We start from the raw sequence: 21,485 nt of genomic DNA, 5'->3' as shown, positions 1-21,485 counted from the left end.
TCTCGCGTTAGGGCATTATGATAGGTGTCACGCTTGTACTCACCTGGCCGTGAGTGCAACGTGAGCGACAGAAAAGTGTGTTTTGAAGCATAGAGCCATCTGACGTATTCGGGCGCCTGTCGGATGAGGAGCGAGTGGCGCGACCGACAAAGCCGTGTTCGCACGATTTGTCGGTTTTTTAGTTGCTGTCTGGATCGTATCTCTGTTCCTCAAGGAGTCATCATGAAGAAATCCTGGTCTTTTATCGCTCTGGTTGCCGCCCTCGCCGTAGGTACCGCTTCTGCCGAAGAGCAGCCCACTGCCGCTGGCACGAAGATTATCAACGAGGCGGAAATCACCTTCACCCCCGAGCCCACGAAGGACAACCCCAATCCCCCGAGCGTGACGGTGACGACTCCTCCTGTCGAAACGGTCGTCGTGCCCGTGCCCAGCTTCACCATTACCCCCAACGACGGCAGCACCGACACCACCAAGCCCGACTACACCGACCCTGGTCAAACCGGCACCGTCAAGCCCTGTGACAAGGACGTCAAGTTTGTCTACAAGCTGATCAACACCGGTAACGTCAACGGTGAGTCCTACACCCTGACCAACACCCCGGATCCCACCGGCGCGGTCAAGACCCCCGAGAACATCCGTTACTACATCGACAGCAACGCCAACGGTCAGCTTGAAGCCGCCGAGATTGCTGCCGGTGCTGTCACCACCATCACCAACGTGGCTATCGGCCAGACGGTGCAGTTCATCCAGGTCTATGACATCCCCTGCACGGCGACCAGCACCGACAAGTTCGGTGGCGACCCCACCGGCACCCGCAACGACAACCCCAACTTCAACAACGACCCCAGCGTTCCCCAGGACGGCAACAACTCCAACGTGGTGACCGTGGACCGTAAGGACGGCGTTGTGATCGGGCCTAAGGCTGACGCCGACGGCAACGGCAACCCCGTGACCCCTGCTTACCAGAGCCCCGAAGGCATCACCATCACTCCCACTGCCAGCGACAGCCAAGTGGCGACCGTCACCACGCTGCCCAGCGGCCAGCTGACCGTGACCTTCACCAACACGCTCCAGAACACCGGTAACCGCACCGACACGTTCGAGCTGACCCAGACCAACAACTTCCCCGCCGGCACTACGGTCGTTTTCAAGGACGCCAACGGCAACACCCTGCCTGACGCGGACGGCGACGGCAACCCCGAAGTGCCCGGCCTCGCTCCCAACGCGACCGCCGACATCCAGGTCATCGTGACCCTGCCTGCGGGCACCACCGCGCCTCAGCTGGCCGGTCTGCCCTCGGTGGTCATCACCACCACCAGCCAGAACGACCCCACCAGGAGCGACAAGACCACCGACATCATCGAAGTCAAGGTGCCCGGTCTGTCCTTCGGTGACCCCACCCCCAACACCCCCGGCGGTGATCCCACCATCCCTGGTACGCCTGCGGTTGACGTTCCCGGTAACCCCAGCAACCCTGTCAAGCCCGGCAACCCCGAAACCTGCACGGCCCCCATCCGCAGCTACCTGCCGATGGAAATTGCCAACCTGGGCAGCCAGGACGACACCTTCACGGTCACCGGCACCGCGCCTGTCACGGTCCTGAACGCCGATGGCACCGTGAACCCCACTCCCGTCATCGTGCCTGTGACGTACTACAAGGATGTCAACGGCGACGGCAAGCTGGACGCTGGTGACACTGCCTTGGTCAACGGCAACACCGGCCCCATCAAGCCCGGCGAAGAAGTCAAGCTGATTGCTGTGGTCGACGTGCCCTGCGCCGCCGCCAAGCAGACCATCACCCTGAACCAGGAAGCCAAGTCGAACACCAACCCCAACGTCAAGGTGCCCGACACCAACGACACCATCACGGTTGGCGACAACGGCGGCAAGCCCACGGTCACCAAGACGGTCGACTTCAAGGAAGCCAAGCCCGGCGACACCCTCACCTACACCATCATCGGCAAGAACACCACCAACGCCAACGTCACCAAGGCTCTGGTGTGCGACACCCTGCCAGCGAACACCACCTTCGTCAGCTTCGTCGCGACCACCACGGCTACCGGTACGGTGCTGTACTCGACCGACGGCGGCACCACCTGGAGCGCGACGGCTCCTGCGACGGCGGGCACCAAGCTGTGCGCGGCTGTTGATACGGACGGCAACAACCTCATCAACACCAGCGACATCCTGAAGCCCGGTCAGACGGTGAACGTGACCTTCAAGGTCAAGGTGAAGTAAGGCCCCTTGCCAAGCGGCGCACGCTCTGCCCTTGGGCGGGGTGCGCCGCTTTCGCTCACTTGTTCATGTAAGACTTCTCCTTTTCGTATCCCTCACAACAAAAGACACCCGTTTTTGAAGTCAACCCTGAGTTTGGGAGGCAACGTGCAACAATCCCTTGGACTGAAACAGTCTCGCCTAAAGTTCACCGCGCCGCTGCTGGCGCTGAGTCTCGCGCTGAGCACTCCCGCCCTGAGTGCTGGAACGCCTGCGGGCACGGTCATTCGTAACCAGGCCACCCTGGACTATGTGCTGCTCGATGGTCAGCCCGGTCGTGTGCCCAGCCCCGTGGTGGAAACGGTTATCAACCCGGTCTGTAGCGCCAGCGTCACACCGAACGGCAGCGTCAGTGCGCCTGGGCAGAGCATCACGCTCGACCCCGGTGGCACGGGCTTCCTGCGCTATCAGCTCTCCAACGCCGGGAACGTGAGCAGCCTGTATAACCTGAGCGCAGTCACGGAAACGGCGTCGCAGTTCACGCCACAACTGACCATCTACCAGGACACCAACGGCAACGGTGCGGTGGATGCAGGCGAATCTGCTGTGACGAGTACCACGGTAGGGGCCGACCAGACCGTGAACCTGCTGGTTCGGGTTTCGGCGGCGGAAAGTGCGCGTGGCACGGCCTACCCCAACCTGATCGCGAGCTGCACGAGTAACAGCGTGGACACTGCGGGTGGTCGTGATGCCGACAACGTGGCTCAGGTGCTCCTGACCGACCCGCCCGCGCTGGCGCTGCAAAAGACCTTTGCCCCCACCGAGGTGCGCCCCGGCGAAGAAACCACCGTCAATGTGGTTCTGAGCAATACGGGCGGCACCTCGCAGGAAGCGGTCGTCACCGACTTCCTCAACACGGCGGACATGCGCGACTTCACCTTCGTGAGTGGCAGCGCCCGCCTCGGTGGAACAGCTGCCGCCGCTGCGGTCCTCGAATACACCGCCGATGGCGTCACCTGGAACACCACGCAGCCCCAGACGGTTCTCGGCATCCGGGCACGGACGCCTGCTGTCGCCCAGGGCGGCAATCTGGTGCTCACCTTCCGGGTGCAGGCTCCGCGTGTAGACGCCACCACCCGCCGCAACGTGGCGACGGTGACGAGCGGCGGAGCCACCATCGACGCCTCTGCCGTGGTAACCATCCGCCCCGAGCCGGGCATCGCACTCGGGCCGCAGGGCAACCCGCAGGCCCTCCCCGGCGGCGAACTGAGTGCCAACGACCGTCAGGTGCGCGAGCAGGCGCTCGGTGGTCAGGTCGTGTGCTTTACCCACACCGTGCAGAACCTGGGTGACCTGCCCGATACCATCACGACGCGTGTAGAAAACCTGACTGCCGGAGCGGAAGCCCAGCTTCGCGACCTGGCGGGACAGCCCCTTTCCGGCAACGCCTTCGTGGTCACCCTCGACCCGCAGGCCACCGCCGATTTTCAGGCCTGCTATGTCACCGAGCCGACGGAGCCCACACGGGTCGAAGCCACGCTCATCAGCGAAAGCTCCAAGGGAGCCGCGCCCAACCGCACCATCGACCAGATCACGACCGTCTACCCCAACACCATCGGCTTGACCAAGGTCAGCGACCGGGGCAACGGCACGCTGGTGGGTCCGGGTGAGGAGATGACCTACACCCTGAGCTTCACCAACAGCCTGCCTGTGCCGCTGCTGAACGTGGTCGTCCGTGACCCGCTGAGCATCGTCTACCCGCCCGGCACCGGTGTGAAGCCCAGTGCGGTCACCGCGCCCGTATCCAAGCTCTCGGCAAGCGCTGTGAACCAAAGCGTCACCAGCCAGAGTGTCTTGAAGGCGCAGGCGACGGGAACCGCCGTCGAATTCCTGAGTGCTGATCGGGGCGGCGTGCTGGAAAACGGCGAGGTCGTCTGGCGTCTGGGCACAGTGCAGCCCGGCGAGACGGTGACGCTGACCGTCAAGATCCGCGTTCCGGCAGACGCAGTCGACGGCGCGGTTCTGATCAACACCTTCAACGTGACGAGCGACCAGTTCACCACGCCGCTGGTCTCGCCGCCCACCAACAACACCGTCTTCAACAGCGGCAACTTCACCCTGATCAAGGAAAGCAACCCGCCCACGGTCAGCTTCGGTGAGGAAGTCACCTACGTCTTCACCGTGACCAACAACAGCGCCACGCTGCCTCTGACGAACATCGAGATCAAGGACGTGCTGCCGGTGGGGCTGAACTACATCGCCGGAAGCAGTGGCTACCGCGCCACGACGGCCGTGGGTACGGACTTCACGCCGGTTGACCCGCGCATTGATGCCGCCACCCGCACCTACGTCTGGACGATTCCGCTGATTGAACCGGGCAAGAGCGCCCAGGTTCGCTTCAAGGCCACCGTGACCCCGGAAGCCGACCCGCAACTGCGTAACAACGCGGTGGCCCGCGCCGTGGCGAGTGACCGTGAAACCCAGACCAAGAACGCACAGGTTCTGAACAAGGTGGAACCGCTGAGCTTCGGGGTCAACAACGCCGACCTCGTCGGGTACGTGTTCCTTGACCGCAACCGCAACGGCGTCTACGACTACCGCGTGGACCTGCCTTGCCCCAAAGCCCGCGTCATTCTGGCGAACGGCCGCATTGCCGTGACCGACGCCGAAGGGCGCTACCACTTCCGCAACGTGCGCGAACAGACCTGGGGCCTGCGCCTCGACCCCAACTCGGTGGCGCTGCCCAGCCTGAAGATGCCGCAGGACAGTGGCCTGCCCGGTAGCCGTCAGGTGTACGTTCGCAACCTGACCAGCGTGGACTTCCCGCTGGCCCCCGACGGCGGTGACATCGCCGTAATTCGTGACACCACGCTGCGAATCACCGGCGGTCCTGAAGGGGCGCAAAAGGCCATGCAGGTGAACAAACAGGTCTTCACGACCGAAGATAAGGGGGTGTACCGCGTGCAACTGATTCTGAGCAACAGCCAGCCTCTGCCCGGCTTTACCCTCACCGATCCGCTGCCCCAGGGCGCACAGCTCGTGGACGGCGAAAATATTCTGAACTTCGACCCGCTGCCGACGGGCGAACGTGCGGTGACCTACCGCTTCCGTTGGCTGGGCGATTCCAAGGCCGCCGTCACTGACCCGACGGCAAGCTGGAGGTACTGAGAGTGAAACGCGCCATTACCACCCTGACGGCGGCGCTGCTGGGCGCGGCGACCGCCCAGGAAATCGCGACGTCTCTGCCCCTCACCTCCGTCGGCAACAAGCTGATGTGGACGGTGGGCGACCAGGAACTGAAACTGGTGGTCGGGGTTTCTTCCCGTGTGCAACTGGATGTCTATGGGGCGCAGTTCGACCCCCAGGACTACCGCAGCCCCGACTACTACGGTGACGAGAACTACTCCACCGAGAAGCCCAAAGCCCCCGTGTCGAGCACCTTCGTCCTGACCAATGCCGAGGGCGAGGTCGTCAAAGAATTCGACTACGGCCTGGGTGCCCAGGACTGGCAGACTTTCATCAACGAAGACCTGCCCGCCGGAACCTACACCCTCAAGGTCACCACCGAGGGCAACGGCAAGAACACCTTCGCTTTCCGCCTGAACTCCATCAGCGCGGCGGTGCAGGCAGACCACCTCAACGTCACGGTTCGCAGCAACGACTGGGTTCCGGCGCTGAACGTCTACAACCCCGGCGGCGCGATGTCGCTGCGGATGTACGACGGCGACGGCCCCAAGGAACTGGAAGCCGAACTGCGTGACGCCGAGGGCAACACCTACCCCATCAAGGTCAGCGGTCAGTTGGAGTGGGACGACATTCAGGTTCCCGAAGCCAAAGGCAACTACACGGTCTACCTGCGTCAGCCCAAGGACACCTTCCAGTACTCCAACACCGTCGGTTTCGAGCTGACGGGTGCGCCCATCACGGTCGTCAACGCCGACACCACCGGCAAACTGCAACTGGTGGCCGAGCTGGTGCTGCCCGACGAAACGCTGCCGACCCAGGCCACCGTGCAGGTGGGCGAACAGGCTTACGAAGTGCAGGGCTCCGCCGGGCCGTTTACGCTGCCCGCGCAGGAATACGCTCTGGAAGCCGAGCCGATTAAGGGCGCCGAGGTCACCATTGACCAGACGGCGGTCACGGTCGAGAAGGAGCAGACCAAAACCGTCAAGGTGCAGGTCAAGCCCCAGATGGACCTCAGCTTCAGCGCCGACAAGCCTGAAGTGTGTGTGGGCGACGTGGTCAAGTTCACGGCCCGCGCCACCACCGAATTCGAGCGCCAGCCGCTGCCCGCCAATGTGCAGGTCAAGCTGCCCAAGGGCTTTACGGCAGATGGCGAAACCTCGGTGACGGCCCGTGTGGACGCCGCCAACCCTGGGGTGCTGGTTTTCGAGGCCAAGGCTGGCCCGGAAGCGGCTGGGCAGGTCAGCGCAACCGCGACCCTGCTGCCCTGGAACAAGAGCCAGAACCTCGACCTGCGGGTGCTGCCGACGGCGACCCAGATCGAACTGCGCCGCGCCGAACTCTCCGAGGTCAAACCCGGCGAAACGGTGACGGTGACGCTGACCCTCAAGAACACCAGCACGGTAGCGGCCCCCTACCAGCTCACCGACAACCCCGGCGAGCGTCTGGAAGCCCTCGACCCCGCGACTTTCAGCGGCGAGTTGCAGCCCGGCGAGGAAAAGACCCTCAGCTACCGCGCCCGCGTGAAGGGCGAGGAAGCCGGACAGGGCGACCTGCAAGCGACCCTCAGCAGCGCCTGCGACAGCCAGCAGACGGTGGTCGGCACGCTGACGGTGACCCCGCCTCCGCCTCCCGCCAAGACCGTGGTGGCGGTGCAGCGCGAAAGCACGGTGCGGATTCCCTTCGATTCTCCGAAGGCCGCCACCCAGATCGTCATTGCCCACCAGCCGCCCAAAGACGCGACCTACGTGGCGGGCAGCAGCACGCTTAACGGCAAAGCCCTGACCGACCCCCAGACCGGGCCGAGCGGCAAGCTGTACTGGACGACGCCGGGTGCGCCGCGTGGCGTGCTGACCTACAAAGTCACCCACGAAGGTGCGCTGGGCGCCCTCGAAAGCCCCACCCTGGTCGGCAAGTACGCCAAGAACAACCTGGAAGTCCTGGTCGGTGACGGCAACCTCGACGACCTGAACGGGCTGCGTCCGGTCAGCGTGCAGGCCGAGGTCCAGGAAAACCCCGGCGAACTCAAGCTGCCTGCCGCCGGAACCATCTACCGTGACCGCGACCGCATCACGGTGGCCGTGCAGGGCAACATGGACGACGCGTCTCTGCCGACCGTCAACGGCGTGGCTGTGGATGCCGCCACCCTCGGCAAAAAGGTCACCGACCCCGGCAAGGGAACGCAGCGCCGCGAGTTTTTCGGTCAGGTGCTCAAGCCCGGCGAGAACGTGATCGCTTACGGCGGGCAGCAGGTCAAGGTGTACCTCGCCGGTGTGCCGGTTACCGCCGAACTGACCCCGGAGCAACTGGTGGCCGACGGCGTGACGCCCATCAAGGTCGGCATCAAACTGCTTGACGCGGCGGGCCTCCCTAACGGCAGCACGGTGACGGTGCAGACCTCGCTGGAACCCGAGCGCCGTGACGCCCAGCCGACGGTGGGCAGCTACCAGATCACCCTCAAGGACGGCGAGGGCGTGCTGGAAATGCAACCCCTCAATGCTCCGGTGCGCTTCGACGTGAAGGTGCTGGTGGGCGACAAGCCCGTCGTCCGCAGCTTTGAGGCCGTGCCGAGCAAGACCCGCGTCGGTATCGGTACAGTGTCGGCAGGTGCTCTGCTGGGCAGCGGTGGCGCAGCCGCGGGCGAAGTTCGCGCTGCGGGCTACCTCGAAACCCCTATCGGTGAAGGCAAACTCTACGTGGCCGGAGCCGGAGCGATGACGGCGGAGCGTGGAACGAACGGACAGTTCGCCTTCGCGCAGGACAAGAAGGCGGGCCTGCCCAACACTGCTAACCCGCTGGAGCGCTACCCCACCTACGGTGACGCCAGCGTTCACGACATTCCGCTGCAAGGCATTGACCCGGTGGCCTTCCGCTACGAGCACCCCCGTTTCAACGTGCAGTACCGCCAGTCGGCGCTGCCGGTGGACGTGTTCAACCTCGGCATCAACCCCACGGCCCTCAGCGGCTATACCCGCACCAACCCACAGGTGTCGGGCTTCGTGGCGGCGCTGCCCAAGGGCGAGGTGCAGGCCGAGTTCCCCGCCGACGGCACCCGCGTCCTGAGCCTGGGCAAGGCGAACCTGCTGGCCGACAGCGAAGTGGTCGAGGTCGTCTCGGTGGATGCGCGTACCGGAGCCGAGCAGATCAAGCGTCTGCAACGCCTGCGCGACTACACCGTGGACTACTCCAGCGGCGTCGTGTACTTCCAGAAGGCCGTCGGCCTGACCGATGAGGAAGGCAACAACCAGCTGGTGCGCGTTCGCTACCGCCTGGACGACCCCATGACCCAGCGCCAGATTGCCTGGGGCGTGCAGGCCAGCACCCGCCTGATGCAGGACCGCCTGACCCTGGGCGCGGCGGCGGTGGCCCTCGACGGGACGACCAGCGTAGGCGTTCGCGCCCGCTACGCCGACGGTATCAGCCGCGCCGACCTGCTGACCGCCTACAGTGGCGGCGGCGTGATGGTGACGGGCACGGCCAACGTGCAGGCCGAGCGCGTGCAGGCCAACGGCAGCGTGCGCTACCAGGACCCCAAGTACACCGGCCTGAACCAGGTCGAAAACGGTCTGGCCGTCAGCGGCGACGCCGCCTACAAGGTGACGGACCGCCTCGGCGTGGGCGTGTCGGGCTACTACCGCAAGAATGCCCGTACCGACGACCAGGTGGGCAAGGACGGTGGCTACGCCGACGTGAAGGCGACCTACGACCTCAAACCCTTCACGGTGGGTCTGGGCGTGCGTGCGGGCTTCGGTGACCAGAAGGGCTTCGGATTGGTGGGCAGCGCGGGCTACAGCAAGAGCGGCTACGTCGTCAAGGTCGAGCATGCCCAGCCTATCGGCGGCGAACTGACCCCGACGACCACCGTTACGGCGACGGCACCTATCCGCGAGAACGTGACGTTGACTGCCCGTGACGAAGTGCGCTGGGGCAAGGACAGCCGCGCCTCGGTGGGCCTGAACTCGCGCTTCGGCATGACCAACGTGGCGGTCAACTACGACCTGCCCGGTGCAGACGGCTGGGGCAACCGCGCCCGTTTCGGGATGGACACCACCCTGCCCATCAACGACAAGGTGTCGCTGGGCCTCAACGGTGGCTACCTGCTCGACCTCGCGGGTGACGACGACGGCTGGAACGCCGGGGCGAGCTTGCGCTACAAGGACGAGCGTCTGGTGGCGACCCTGGGCAGCGACGTGTCGCACAAGCAAGACGGCTTCCGCGTGGCGCTCAAGGGTGGCGCGAGCTACTCGGTCAACGACCGCCTGACCCTCAGCACCGACGCGACCCGCGTGATGGGGCCGAAAGCCACCGATACCGGCAACAACGTCGCCATCAGCGCCGCGCTGCGGGCCAGCGAGTGGCAGGGCTTGGCCTACCTGCGCTACAAGGACGGCGCACTGGCCGCCCAGAACCCCGAAGTCATCGGTGAAGCGAACCTGGAATACCACGTGCCCCGCTACGCCCTGCGCGGCGGCATCGCGGGCCGGATGCTGCTCAACCAGCCCAACAGCGCCACCTATCAGGCGTCGGCCAGCGGCACCTATTACTTCACCGACCGTCTGGGTCTGGGTCTGGCGGCCCGCGCCCTGCTGCAACCCGCCACGGGTTACCAGGGCTACAGCTTCGGCATCGAGGGCAGCGTGCGTGCCCTGCCGGGGACCTGGGTCACCCTGGGTTACAACCCCATGGGCTTTACAGGCATCAACTCCAACCTGTACACCCGTCAGGGCGCTTACGTGCGTCTGGACTTCATGCTCGACGACGGTCAGCAGGGCGGCGTGGCCCAACAGGTGGCGTCCCAGCAGGTTGTCACCGACACGGCCCCGGTCCGCGTTGCCGCGCCCACATCCGAAGCGCCCGAAATGGAGGGGCAACCCTGATGCAAACCTCTAGCTATTCCCGTTTGCGTTTCCGCCGCAGCCGTCTGGCGCTGACCTTCGCCCTGCCTGCCCTGCTGGCCTGGGGCGGGCAGGCCAGTGCGGCCACGTCCACCACGGATGTGGCGGTCTACAAAAACGTCGACCTCAGCAACAGCCGCGACCCCCGTATCAGCAAGTTCTATGTGGGCGATACGGTCAAGTACACCCTGCAAGTGGTCAACAATGGGCCGGTCGCAGCGGATGGCGCCACCCTGATCGACACGGTCGAGCCGGGACTGGTGGGCCTGAACTGGACCTGTACGGTGGTGGGCGGCGGCGCGCAGTGTCCGGCCCCCTCCGGCACGGGCCTGCCCAACTTCACCATTCCCAAGTTGCCCGCTGGCAGCGAGATGAGAATCACCTACACCGCCAAGGTCACGGCGGTCGATCCCCAGCTCACCAACACGGCGCAGATTCAGCTGCCTGCGGGAATGACCGACAGCAACCCGGCCAACAACAAAGACGCGGTTTACATCTGCACCTTCGACACCAATCTGCCGCGTGACACCACCCTGACCCTGTCCAAGACCAGCAACGGCCCCTGGACGGTCGGCCAGAGCGGGGCCACCTATACCCTGACGGTAACGAACCCGTCCAACTCGCCCACACGGGGAACCATCACGGTCAAGGACCTGCTGCCCACCGGCATCACGCCGACCAGCACCAGGTTCTCGCCCGCACCCAATTGGACGTGCTCGGTCAGCGGGCAACTCGTGACCTGCACCACCACCAGTGTTCTGGCTGAAACGGGCTCGGTGACCCTGACACTTCCGGTCAATGTGGGCAGCAGCGCCGTCGGCAGCGTGACCAACAAGGCCGCTGTGGGCGGGGGAGACGACCCGGACAATATTCCTGACCCGGCGACCTGCACCCCCGGCACCACCAACCCGGCCAACCAGTGCGCTCAGAACACCACCACCGTGACGCAGGTGAATACGCCGGTGCCGACCCAGTGCACCACGCTTTACGGTCTGATGGTTCCCAGCACGGGGAGCCTCTATGACGGGCGCACCATCAACGTCATTGACCCCACCACCAACACGGTCGGTACCCGGATCGCCACCCTGCCCCGCGTTGGCTCGCTATTTACGGGCTATCAGGATTTGACTTCGGCGGCGCTGGCGCTCTCGCCCGACGGCCAGACCTTCTACGTGGCAACCGATGCCATCGGCTATCCCTACAACGTCCCGACCCGTCTGTGGATGTACAACTCGTCCACAGGTCGCTGGACAGAGGGCAGCACATTCAGCGGAGTCTCAGGGCGTATCGTCCGCATGGCGATGACCAGCAGCGGCGTCGGTTACGCCATGGACTCCAGCGGCAACTTCTGGAGCTTCAACACCAGCGGCACGGTCACCAGCCTGGGACAGCTCAAGCCCGCCAGCACAGCGACTGGCGTGTCGGGCTTCTACGAAAACGGCGATTTCTTCGCCACTGCCGACGGCAAACTCTACCTGCTCAGCGCCCAGACCAGCGGCAACGTGAACCTGTGGTTCGTGGACCCCCGCACCCTCACGGCGGAGTATCTCGGCAACCTCACCTCGGCGTCGGCCACGGTGCAGTACAACGGCTTGGCAGCGGTGGGCAACACCATCTATGCCGCCAACTCGGCAGGCAGACTCAATATCGTGGACCCGGCCAAGATTGGCCTGACTGCGGTGGGTGGGACGACTGCGGGTTCGACTGACCTCGCGAGTTGCTCCTACCCCGACCTGCGCCCCATCATCGAGCCGGTCAAGAGCTACAAGAAGGTGGCAGGTCAGGACGGCAGCGCCGTGCAGCCGGGCGATACGCTGGAATACACCATCGTGGTTCGGAATGCTGGTCAGCTTCCGGCCGGGGGAGCGACCTTCCGCGACGTGCTGCCCGAAGGCGTGACCTATGTCGCCGACAGCGCCCGTATCAACGGAGCGACGACGACGGTTCTCAACGGCCAGACCGTCAGCCTTACGGGAGCTGCCTATCCCTTCGCGCAGCCTGTGGGTATTTGCAGCTCGACCAGCACTGGAGCGGCCTGTACCACCCAGGTGCTGCATGTCCATACCACGCCGGGCACGCTCGACCGCGAGGCGGTCATCACCTTCCGTGTCAAGGTCAACGACCCCTTCACCCCCACCAGTGGCATGGTGCGGAACGTCGCCGTCATCACCTACACCGACGGCAACACGCCGCCCATCCCGATTCCCACCAACCCCACCGAAACGCCTATCTACCGTCCGGTCAAGCTCACGGCCATCAAGACCGTGCAGAACGTCACGGCGGGCGGGCCAGTGGGCACGAGTGGCAGCGGCAAACCGGGCGACGTGCTCGAATACTGCATCACCACCACCAGCATCGGCAGCGGCGTGGCGACCAACCTGCGTTTTGCCGACACGGTGCCGAGCAACACCACCTTCCTGGCTGGCGGCTTCGGGCTGGCTGGGCAGGACATCCGTTACACCGACCCGGCCGGACAGACCCAGTACCTGACGGCGGCTGCCGACGGTGACGCGGGCGTCCTCACCAGCGGACGAGTCTATGTCAACGGTGCCCCCGCCCGACTTGAACCCGGCCAGAAGTACCAGGTCTGCTTCCGGACCACCATCAAGTAAGGACGGCACCAGCAGGTGCGGCAAAGGGGCCACCTCTCGGGGTGGCTCTTTTCGTTGCGCTTAGCAGTGGGGCCACCCCTACCTGGGTTCGTGGCCTATCAGAATTTGAAGTGGTAGCTGCGCCGATTTATCATCTTTACGGCAACCACGAAAAGGCATCGTTATGTGCCGGGCGTACCGGGCGGGGTCTGCCGCCTCCCTCCTCCGTCTCTCGCTTCAGAAAGAAGGTCTCCCTATGACTGACCATCCCGACCTGTTCGGCCTCGCTGCGGACGTGCCAGCGCCCAAGCCGCTTTATCCGGCCAACCTGCCCGAAGATTGGAAAGCGGCCCTGCACGACGAATTTGCCGCGCCGTACTTTTATGCCCTCAAGGACTTTCTGGTCGAGGAACGCCGTGAGCAGACCATCTATCCGCCTGCGCCCGACGTGTTTAATGCCCTGCGCTACACGCCGTTGGGCAACGTCAAAGTCATGATTCTGGGCCAGGACCCCTATCATGGCCCCGGTCAGGCGCACGGCCTGAGCTTCAGCGTGCGTCCCGGCGTCCGTATTCCGCCGAGCCTGCGCAACATCTACAAGGAACTGACCGACGATATCCCCGGTTTCGTGGCCCCCCGGCACGGTTATCTGCGCTCCTGGGCCGACCAGGGCGTGCTGCTGCTCAACGCGGTACTGACGGTACGGGCGGGGCAGGCCAACAGCCACCAGGGCAAAGGCTGGGAACAGTTCACCGACGCGGTGATTTCGGCTGTCAACGCCCAGCCCGAGCGGGTCGTCTTTATCCTGTGGGGCAGCTACGCCCGCAAGAAAAAGAAGCTGATTACGGGCAAACAGCACGTCATTATCGAGTCGGGCCACCCCTCGCCCCTGAGCGAGAAACTCTTTTTCGGCACGCGGCCCTTTTCGCAGGCCAACGCTGCCTTGGAGCAGGCCGGGCGAACCCCGGTGCAGTGGCAACTGCCCGAGCAGGTCAGCGAAGAAGGCTAGGCGACAGGGGTAGACTGGACCCATGAAACATCACGCGGTATTGGCGACGGGGCTGCTCATGCTGGGGCTGACGGGCTGCATGCCTGCGGCCAAGTCCCCCAACTGGACGGCGACGCCCGGGCCTGCGGGCACCACCTCGCTGATTTCGGCCACCGGGCAGCCCATCAAAATGGCGCTGACGCCCCGGTTCGCCGTGCAGGAGGGCGACGTGTTCGGCGGGGTCGAACTGGTGGGCCAGATGGGGGTGTGGGTGCTGCGCTCGGACCGCACCCGCGCCGATGTGGACGGCCTGAAGGTGCAGGGCCGCAACCTGCGCGAGCCGGTCAACGTCGTCATGGTAGACCTGTTCGCCAAATCGCCCCAGGAAGCCCTGCTGCGCGTGACCAGCGCCCTGGACCGGGTCGGCCTGAACCCGGCAGACGGCTATACGCACGGCTATCAGGCGTACCTGAACGGCGATTTTGCCCCCGAAGTTCCTGCCGGACAGACCTTCGCCCGTGGCCTCGGCACCGCCCGCGAGGAGCGGCTGCGGCTGTTCGGCCCCTGGAAATACGGTGAGGGATACGTGTTTCTGGCAGGTATCGCCGCGCAGAACGTGACGGGGCAAGGCCGCAGTTTCAGCGACTTTATGGTGACCCGCGAAGATTTGGCCGAGCAACTCAACACCCGCACCCCTTTCCGCAAGAAAGGCTATGTAGACCTGCTGAGCAAGGTAGACACGCCCCGTGAAACCACCGCCGACCATGACGGCTGCGCGGTCGTGTTTGTCGCCCGCGAATAAACTTTGGTCGTTTTTTTCTTCTGCCGCGCCCCGGAGAGCCAATTCCCGGGGCGCGGCATTTTGCCTGAAAAAATCCGAACGTTTTGCAAGCAGGTGGAAAAACTGACGCGAAATCCGGCCATGTGTGCAAGTTGTCCAACTATCTGATGACAAATTGCATGGATTCATCTATCCTTCACCTAGAATTTGGAGAGATTCGGGGAGGATGGCATGAAACTGATTACCGCAGTGGTGAGACTGGAGCGGGTGCAGCAGGTCAAGGAGGCGCTATTCGAGGCGGGCATCAGCGGGCTGACCCTGAGCCGCGTGAGCGGGCATGGCGGTGAGCAGGTACTGGTCGAGCACTACCGGGGCAGCCGGGTCATGGTCGAATTCCGTGACAAGGTGGAATTCCGCATGGCGGTCAGCGAACCGTTCGTGCAGCCCGCCATAGACGCCATTTGCCGGGGTGCCCGGACGGGCGAGGTGGGCGACGGCAAAATCTTCGTGCAGCCGCTCGAACGGGTCATCCGGATTCGCACCGGCGAGGAAGACAGCGCGGCCCTGACCCCGGTCAACGAAACCCAGCTCGTGCCCACCGGGGGAAACGCATGAGCCGCTTCCTTCCTTTCCTTATGCTCTCGCTGCTGTCTCAGGCAGCGGCAGCCCCGGCCAAGGCCGACAGCGGCGACACCGCCTGGATGCTGGTTTCGGCGGCGCTGGTTTTGCTGATGACGCCCGGCCTCGCATTCTTCTACGGCGGTCTGACCCGTGCCCGCAGCGTCCTGAACACCATGATGATGAGTCTGGTCTGCGTGGGCCTGATCGGGGTGCTGTGGATGTTGGCCGGGTATTCGTTCGCCTTCGGGCCGGGCAATGCCTGGTTCGGTGACTTTTCGTTCTTGGGACTGAACGGTTTGCAGGGCCAGCTCACCGGAACCGTGCCGACCTACATTTTCGCGGCATTTCAGGCCATGTTCGCCATCATCGCCGTGGCGCTCATTTCGGGCGCGGTGGTCGAGCGGATGCGCTTCGGGGCCTTCGTGCTGTTCGGCGGCCTCTGGAGCCTGCTGATCTACTCGCCGCTGGCCCACTGGGTCTGGAGTGCCAACGGCTGGCTGTTCAAAGATCAGGCGCTGGACTTTGCAGGCGGCACCGTCATCCACATCTCGGCGGGGGTTTCGGCGCTGGTGGCGGCGCGGGTGCTGGGGCCGCGTCTGGGCTTCCCCCGTCACGCCCACGTGCCCCACAATGTTCCCCTGGTGCTGCTGGGCGCGGGCCTGCTGCACTTCGGCTGGATGGGCTTTAACGCGGGTTCGGCCCTGGCAGCGGGCGAAACGGCGACCCTGGCATTCCTGACCACCCTGATTGCCCCGGCGGCGGCCATGCTGACGTGGCTGCTCTGGGAAAGTGGACGCGACGGTCACCCGACTGCCGTGGGAGCCGCGACGGGTCTGGTCGTCGGTCTGGTGGCGATTACCCCGGCGTGCGCCTATGTGTCGCCCTGGGCCGCGATGCTGATCGGCATTCTCGGTGCGACGGCGAGCTACTGGACGGTTCAGTTCAAGCACCGCCTCAACACCGACGATTCGCTGGACGTGTTCGCCTGTCACGGCGTGGCGGGCATCGTGGGCGCCCTGCTGACGGGTCTGCTGGCCTGGACGACGGGCAGCGGCAAGGAAGTGGGCGAGCAGTTTGTCACGCAGTTGGTCAGCGTGGTGGCGGCCCTGGTCTACGCTGGAGTGGGAACGTTCGTGCTGCTCAAGCTCGTCTCGCTGGTCATGCCTCTGCGCGTCTCGGAGCGGCAGGAACTGGCAGGCATCGACCTCAGCGCCCACCGCGAGCAGGGCTACAGCGAAAGCGAACTGGGTCTGGGCGCGCCGGTATTCCTGGGCGGCGACTGACCACCAGGAGAGTCAGGAGGGGCGGGGAGAGCGAGGTGCTTTCCCCGTTCCCTTTTCGCTGTCTGCTGGGGCACAGTCGCCGTGCCTCTCAGCGGGTTACAAGAGCCGCAGAGCATGTCTGCGAAATCGGGACTCCTGCCCCACAGGTGCTGAATTAAGGCTGTGTTACGATAGACGGGAGTCTGACGCAATCATTACAAGGTCGGGCCACCAGTCTTCGCCGCACCCTGCCCGCGTACCTCATCCCCGGATGAGGCTTTCGTCTGGAGTGCGGGTAGGTTATGAAGGGAAAGGAGGAGGGAGTTGGACGTTTCAAGTCGAGTCTTGAGTGAACTGGCGAGCCGTGAAGCGGCTCTCGATCAACAGATCGAAGCCGCCCGCGAGGAAGCCCGGCGCGAAGTCGAGGCCGCCGAGCAAGAAGCCCGGCGCATCGTTTCGGAGGCCGAGGCCCGCGCTCAGCAGATGCAGGCCGAACATGACCGCGCTCTGGACGGGGAAACCCAGCGCATCCGCGACGAAGCCCGTGCCCAGGCACAGGCCCGTTCGGAAGAAACCCAGTCACGCGCAGCAGGCCGCGTGCAGCAGGCCGCCGAACAGATTCTGAGGGCGGTGCTGCCGTGATTAACCCCATGCAGCAGGTCGTGATTGCCGTTCGCAAGCGGGACAGCGAAGCGGTCATCACGGCGCTGCAAGATGCTGGCGTGCTTCACCTCAAGCCCATTGCCGACGGCCCCCTGCATACGGGGAACCTGGCGGGGCAAGATGCTGCCGACCGCCGCGAGGACGAGCGGCTGCTGGCCCGCGCCGAGAGCACCATTGCCGAACTGGGCGCGTACCGTCCGGCTCCCGCGCCCCTGCCTGCTCAGGGTGAATGGGAAGCAGTGGTCGAAGGCGTGGCGCAACCTGTGGCCGAACTGGCCCGGCAGCGCCAGGAACTGCAGTCTGACCTGGACGTAGAGCGCACCTATGGCGACGCCGTGCGTGCGCTGGCGCGTATGGTCGGCACGCTTGACCGCAGCCGCCGCGTGGCGCTGGTGCCGTTCCTGGTCGGCCCCACCGAAAGCCTGACCGAGCTGGACGCCGCCCTGCGCGAAAGCCTGGGCGAGCGCTACACGCTGGCCAGCGAAACCGTCGGTCAGAACCAGGTCGGGGTCGTGGCGACCCTGCGCGGTGACCGTGACGCGGCCCGCGCTGTCCTGAGCAAAGCCCGATTGGGCGAACTGCGTCTGCCGGGCCGTTACGACACCATGCCGCTGACCAGTGTGGCTGCCGAACTGGAGCAGGTGCGCCAGAACGGTGACGCCCGTCAGCGCCACATCAACACCGAGCGTGACCGTCTGGCGCAGGAACACGGCCCGGCGCTGTTTGCCGTGCGTGACGCGCTGAAAGACCGCGTGGCGGTGCATGACGTTCGTGCGGTGTCGGCACGCGGCAAGTACAGCCTCGCCATGCAGGGCTACGTGCCCGCCGACCGCGTGGCTGGCCTGCAAAGCGCCCTGTCGCGTTTTGGCGACGCGGTGAGCTACGAGGTTCACCCGGTCGACGAGCACCACGACCACGGCGTGCCCGTCGAGCTGAAGAACAGCAGCTACGTGACCCCTTTCCAGAACACGGTCATGGGTCTGATGAGCCTGCCCAAGTACGGCAGCTTCGACCCGACCTGGGTGGTGGCGTGGTTCTTCCCGTTCTTCTTCGGCATCATCATGGCCGACATCGGTTACGGCCTGCTGTTCCTGGCGCTGGGCATGTGGCTGCTGGGCAAGGGCAAGCGTGGCGAGGGCTGGAACGTGCCGGTTCTCGGTGCTTACCTCGGCCCGCAGACCCTCAAGGATCTGGGCTTCGTGACCAACGTCATGGCGGGCTGGACCATCCTGTGGGGCTTCCTGACGGGTGAGTTCTTCGGCACGCTGCTGGAGCACATGGGCGTGTTCTACATGAACAACGACCTGCTCAACCGTCTGTGGGGCTGGACGGGTGTTCACTGGGGCGCACATGGCGCACACGGTGACGCCGCACACCACGGCACGGGCCTGATTCCCATTGTCTTCCCCCGTCTGGATACCGAGAACTTCGGCAACATCGCATTGGTGTTCGCCCTGTGCTTCGGCATTCTGCAAGTGCTGTGGGGCTGGGGCATCCGCGTACAGCAGGGCCTCAAGCACAAAGACCAGGTTCACGTCTGGGAAGGCCTCGCCATGTTCGGCGGCGTCGGTGCCCTGATTCTGCTGGCGTTCATCAGCCGTGGCGCTCAGGACTTCGGTGCGCTGACCAACTTGGCTGACCCCCGCGTGCTGCTCATGATTCTGGGCTTCATCGTCTTCGTCGTGGGCTACCTGCGCGTCGCCAAGCAGTTCCCTATGCTGCCCATCGAACTGATGTCGCAGGGCGGCGCAGTCGTCAGCTACGCCCGTATCTTCGCTGTCGGTCTGGTGTCCGCGATTCTCGCCAAGCTCTGCACCGACCTGGGCTGGACCCTGTCTCAGAGCATCGGATTCATCGGCATCATCATCGGCATCATCGTCGGTGCGCTGCTGCACTTCTTCGTGCTGGCGCTGACCCTCATCGGTCACGTGCTGCAACCCATCCGTCTGCATATGGTCGAGTTCCTGAACCCCACCGGCTTCAACAACGAGACCAGCCCCCGTTACAACCCCCTTCGCCGCCTCAGCCCTGCGCCTCAGGCCGGGCAGGTCAAATAACTCAGGAGAAAACAGCCATGAACAAAACCACCAAGATTGCTCTCGCCGCCCTCGTCCTCGTTCTCGCCAGCACCGGTTTCGCTCAGGAAGCCGTCGAGAACCTTCCCGCCAACGACCCCAACAACAACGTCGGCCTGGCGGGCATCGGCAAGGGTCTGGCCCTCGGCCTCGGCGCTCTGGGCACCGGTATCGCCCAGGCCCGCATCGGCTCCAGCCTGGTCGGCGCTGCCGCCGAAGACTCCAGCAAGCTCGGTCAGCTCCTGCTGGTCTTCCTGCTCCCCGAAACCCTGGTCATCTTCGGCTTCCTGGCCCTGTTCCTGATCTGATATGGCCCTCGACAAGCTCCTCGAAAACGAAGCGCACTCCGAGATAGAGCGCATTCGCGCCGAAGCTCGGGGACGCGCCGAGAAGATCGTGGCCGATGCCCGCGAACGCGCCCAGTCGCTGCTCGACAGCCGCCAGCGTGCGCTGGAGACCCAGCATCAGGCGGGGCTCGTGCGCGCCCGCTCGGCCGCCGACCTCGAACTGAACGCCTCGCGCCTCGCGGCCAGCGAAGCCGGAGTGAATCAGGTCTACCAGATGGTCGATGAGTATCTGGCGGGCATCACGAGTGCTCCTGAATACGGCAACATCCTGTCTCGCCTGATTCAGGAAGGCCTGGAAGCCGTGCCCGACGCCGAAGCCATCGAACTCAACCCCGCCGAGGCCCACATTGCCCGTCACATGGTGACTGGCGTGGAAGTGCGCGAAAACCCCGCCATCAAAGGCGGCGTGCGCGTGGTGGCCCGTGGCGGCAAGAGCGGCATCAACAACACCCTCAGCGGGCGTCTTGAGCGTGTCAAGGCCGACCTGGCCCCGCAGATCAACCGTCTGCTCACGGAATAAGGGCAGGGAAAGGACTCTATGCCCGACGACTACTCCTATATCAATACGCGCGTTCGCGTCATGCGGACCAAGCTGCTGGACGGGCGTGCCCTGGACGCGGCGCTCGCGTCGGGCAGCTACCAGGAGTTCCTGCGCGTCCTGACCGAGACGGACCTGGCGCCCAACATGCGCGAGGCCACCGGTGAGGGTGCGGGCCTGCCCGAACTCGACCGCGCTCTGTCGCAGAACCTCTTTGCGACGACCCAGCGCGTTCTGGGGTTCGCGGACGGCGACGCCAAGCGGGAAATTGAAACCCTGCTGATGAAGTGGGACCTCACCAACCTCAAGACGCTGGCACGCGGCATCGTCAGCGGGCGCGGAGCCGAAACCATCGGGCAAAACCTGATTCCGGGCGGCACCCTCAAGCCCAGCGTGCTGCAAACCGCGTCTCAGGCGTCAGACCTCGCTGGTGCTGCCACGGCGCTGAGCGTGGGCGGTCATCCGCTCGCCAAAGCGTTCCGCAATGCCGTGAACGCCTACACCTCGACGGGTCGCCTGCTCGACCTCGAAGTGATGCTCGACCAGGGCTACTACCGTTACGCCATTCAGGCCACGCGGGACAGCAGCCTGCGCCGCTACCTCAGCCGTGAAATCGACATCACCAACGCCCTGATTGCCCGCAGCTCGCGTGGCGGTGCCCTCGACCCGAACCTGTTCGTGGCGGGCGGCAGCCTCGACGCGGCGGCCTACGGGCGACTGGCGACGGGCGACGCCGGGGGCAACCCCGACCTCACGGCCATTCTCGAAGCGCCCAGCATCGAAGAAGCCGAAGTCGCGGCCCGTTCCGCACTCGACAAGGCCGCCCGCAACAGTGCGGTGGCGGATGTCGAGGGCGTGGGCATCATCCTCGACTTCCTGCGGCGCAAGGAAATGGAAATTGCCAAACTCCGCCTGATTGGGCGCGGCAAGTACTACGAGTTGCCCGCTGACCAGATTCGCAAGGAGGTCGGCGCATGACCAAGGCTGAAGCCACCATGCAACGGGTCGCGGTGCTGGCCGACGCAGAAACGGCGACGGGCTACCGTCTCGCCGGGGCCACGGTCATCGAGGCCAACCCCGATACGGCGGTGCAAACCCTCGAGCAAGCCATCGTGGACGGCGGCTACGGCCTGATTGCCGTCGACACGGGCCTGATCGCTGACCCGGCCACCGCCACCGCCCGCATCATGCGGGGCCGCGACCTGCCCATCTTGCTTCCCATTCCCAGCCTCAAGGACGCTTTTGCGGGCGAAAGTACCGACGCCAAAGCGTACATGGGCAAGCTGGTGCGGGACACGATCGGGTTCGATATCAAACTGTAAAAGTT

The 21,485-nt window shown here is 64.9% G+C and carries 14 protein-coding genes; all 14 read left to right on the top strand.

Features of this window, described 5'->3' with window-relative positions:
• The first annotated feature begins 222 nt into the window (after window positions 1-222).
• The 14 genes from Q4C89_RS00520 (at window position 223) to Q4C89_RS00455 (ending at window position 21,480) form a co-directional block, all read left to right on the top strand.
• Entirely contained in the window at window positions 223-2,238 is a 2,016-nt protein-coding gene (locus tag Q4C89_RS00520; RefSeq protein WP_303100651.1) for a hypothetical protein, read from the top strand.
• 144 nt (window positions 2,239-2,382) lie between these two features.
• Window positions 2,383-5,382 carry a DUF11 domain-containing protein gene (locus Q4C89_RS00515; RefSeq protein ID WP_303100650.1) on the top strand — a complete coding sequence of 1,000 codons (3,000 nt, stop codon included), beginning with the start codon at window positions 2,383-2,385 and terminating at the stop codon, window positions 5,380-5,382.
• Between the two features lie 2 nt (window positions 5,383-5,384).
• A complete protein-coding gene (locus Q4C89_RS00510) occupies window positions 5,385-10,274 on the top strand; it encodes a hypothetical protein (RefSeq protein ID WP_303100649.1) in 4,890 nt (1,629 codons plus the stop codon).
• Window positions 10,274-12,904, top strand: a complete 2,631-nt coding sequence (locus Q4C89_RS00505; protein WP_303100648.1) for a hypothetical protein — start codon at window positions 10,274-10,276, stop codon at window positions 12,902-12,904. Before Q4C89_RS00510 ends, Q4C89_RS00505 begins: the two co-directional genes overlap by 1 nt.
• Before the next feature lie 235 nt (window positions 12,905-13,139).
• On the top strand, window positions 13,140-13,892 hold the full coding sequence (gene ung, locus Q4C89_RS00500) for a uracil-DNA glycosylase (RefSeq protein ID WP_303100647.1): 753 nt from the start codon (window positions 13,140-13,142) through the stop codon (window positions 13,890-13,892).
• 22 nt (window positions 13,893-13,914) lie between these two features.
• Window positions 13,915-14,673 carry a hypothetical protein gene (locus Q4C89_RS00495; protein ID WP_303100646.1) on the top strand — a complete coding sequence of 253 codons (759 nt, stop codon included), beginning with the start codon at window positions 13,915-13,917 and terminating at the stop codon, window positions 14,671-14,673.
• A 210-nt stretch (window positions 14,674-14,883) separates the two neighbouring features.
• On the top strand, window positions 14,884-15,267 hold the full coding sequence (locus Q4C89_RS00490; protein ID WP_303100645.1) for a P-II family nitrogen regulator: 384 nt from the start codon (window positions 14,884-14,886) through the stop codon (window positions 15,265-15,267).
• A complete protein-coding gene (locus tag Q4C89_RS00485; protein WP_303100644.1) occupies window positions 15,264-16,556 on the top strand; it encodes an ammonium transporter in 1,293 nt (430 codons plus the stop codon). Before Q4C89_RS00490 ends, Q4C89_RS00485 begins: the two co-directional genes overlap by 4 nt.
• A gap of 324 nt (window positions 16,557-16,880) precedes the next feature.
• Window positions 16,881-17,177, top strand: a complete 297-nt coding sequence (locus Q4C89_RS00480; RefSeq protein ID WP_303100643.1) for a V-type ATPase subunit subunit G family protein — start codon at window positions 16,881-16,883, stop codon at window positions 17,175-17,177.
• Window positions 17,174-19,255, top strand: a complete 2,082-nt coding sequence (locus tag Q4C89_RS00475; RefSeq protein WP_303100642.1) for a V-type ATP synthase subunit I — start codon at window positions 17,174-17,176, stop codon at window positions 19,253-19,255. Before Q4C89_RS00480 ends, Q4C89_RS00475 begins: the two co-directional genes overlap by 4 nt.
• A 17-nt stretch (window positions 19,256-19,272) precedes the next feature.
• Window positions 19,273-19,581, top strand: coding sequence for a V-type ATP synthase subunit K (locus Q4C89_RS00470; RefSeq protein WP_303100641.1), 309 nt, complete (start codon window positions 19,273-19,275; stop codon window positions 19,579-19,581).
• 1 nt (window position 19,582) lies between these two features.
• A complete protein-coding gene (locus tag Q4C89_RS00465; protein ID WP_303100640.1) occupies window positions 19,583-20,140 on the top strand; it encodes a V-type ATP synthase subunit E in 558 nt (185 codons plus the stop codon).
• Between the two features lie 18 nt (window positions 20,141-20,158).
• Entirely contained in the window at window positions 20,159-21,136 is a 978-nt protein-coding gene (locus tag Q4C89_RS00460; RefSeq protein ID WP_303100639.1) for a V-type ATPase subunit, read from the top strand.
• Window positions 21,133-21,480 (top strand): V-type ATP synthase subunit F, encoded by a 348-nt coding sequence (locus tag Q4C89_RS00455; RefSeq protein ID WP_303100638.1) that lies wholly within the window; start codon window positions 21,133-21,135, stop codon window positions 21,478-21,480. Before Q4C89_RS00460 ends, Q4C89_RS00455 begins: the two co-directional genes overlap by 4 nt.
• Window positions 21,481-21,485: the final 5 nt, after the last annotated feature.

Source organism: Deinococcus sp. (assembly GCF_030523985.1).
In the GTDB taxonomy this organism is placed as follows: Bacteria; Deinococcota; Deinococci; order Deinococcales; family Deinococcaceae; genus Deinococcus.
This window is presented reverse-complemented; position numbering and strand designations above follow the sequence as displayed.

What these genes read in the sequence shown, in the direction of transcription:
- Q4C89_RS00520 (WP_303100651.1), top strand. Translation starts at nt 223, where the DNA reads ATGAAGAAATCCTGGTCTTTTATCGCTCTGGTTGCCGCCCTCGCCGTA.
- Q4C89_RS00505 (WP_303100648.1), top strand. Translation starts at nt 10,274, where the DNA reads ATGCAAACCTCTAGCTATTCCCGTTTGCGTTTCCGCCGCAGCCGTCTG.
- ung (WP_303100647.1), top strand. Translation starts at nt 13,140, where the DNA reads ATGACTGACCATCCCGACCTGTTCGGCCTCGCTGCGGACGTGCCAGCG.
- Q4C89_RS00495 (WP_303100646.1), top strand. Translation starts at nt 13,915, where the DNA reads ATGAAACATCACGCGGTATTGGCGACGGGGCTGCTCATGCTGGGGCTG.
- Q4C89_RS00490 (WP_303100645.1), top strand. Translation starts at nt 14,884, where the DNA reads ATGAAACTGATTACCGCAGTGGTGAGACTGGAGCGGGTGCAGCAGGTC.
- Q4C89_RS00485 (WP_303100644.1), top strand. Translation starts at nt 15,264, where the DNA reads ATGAGCCGCTTCCTTCCTTTCCTTATGCTCTCGCTGCTGTCTCAGGCA.
- Q4C89_RS00470 (WP_303100641.1), top strand. Translation starts at nt 19,273, where the DNA reads ATGAACAAAACCACCAAGATTGCTCTCGCCGCCCTCGTCCTCGTTCTC.
- Q4C89_RS00465 (WP_303100640.1), top strand. Translation starts at nt 19,583, where the DNA reads ATGGCCCTCGACAAGCTCCTCGAAAACGAAGCGCACTCCGAGATAGAG.
- Q4C89_RS00460 (WP_303100639.1), top strand. Translation starts at nt 20,159, where the DNA reads ATGCCCGACGACTACTCCTATATCAATACGCGCGTTCGCGTCATGCGG.
- Q4C89_RS00455 (WP_303100638.1), top strand. Translation starts at nt 21,133, where the DNA reads ATGACCAAGGCTGAAGCCACCATGCAACGGGTCGCGGTGCTGGCCGAC.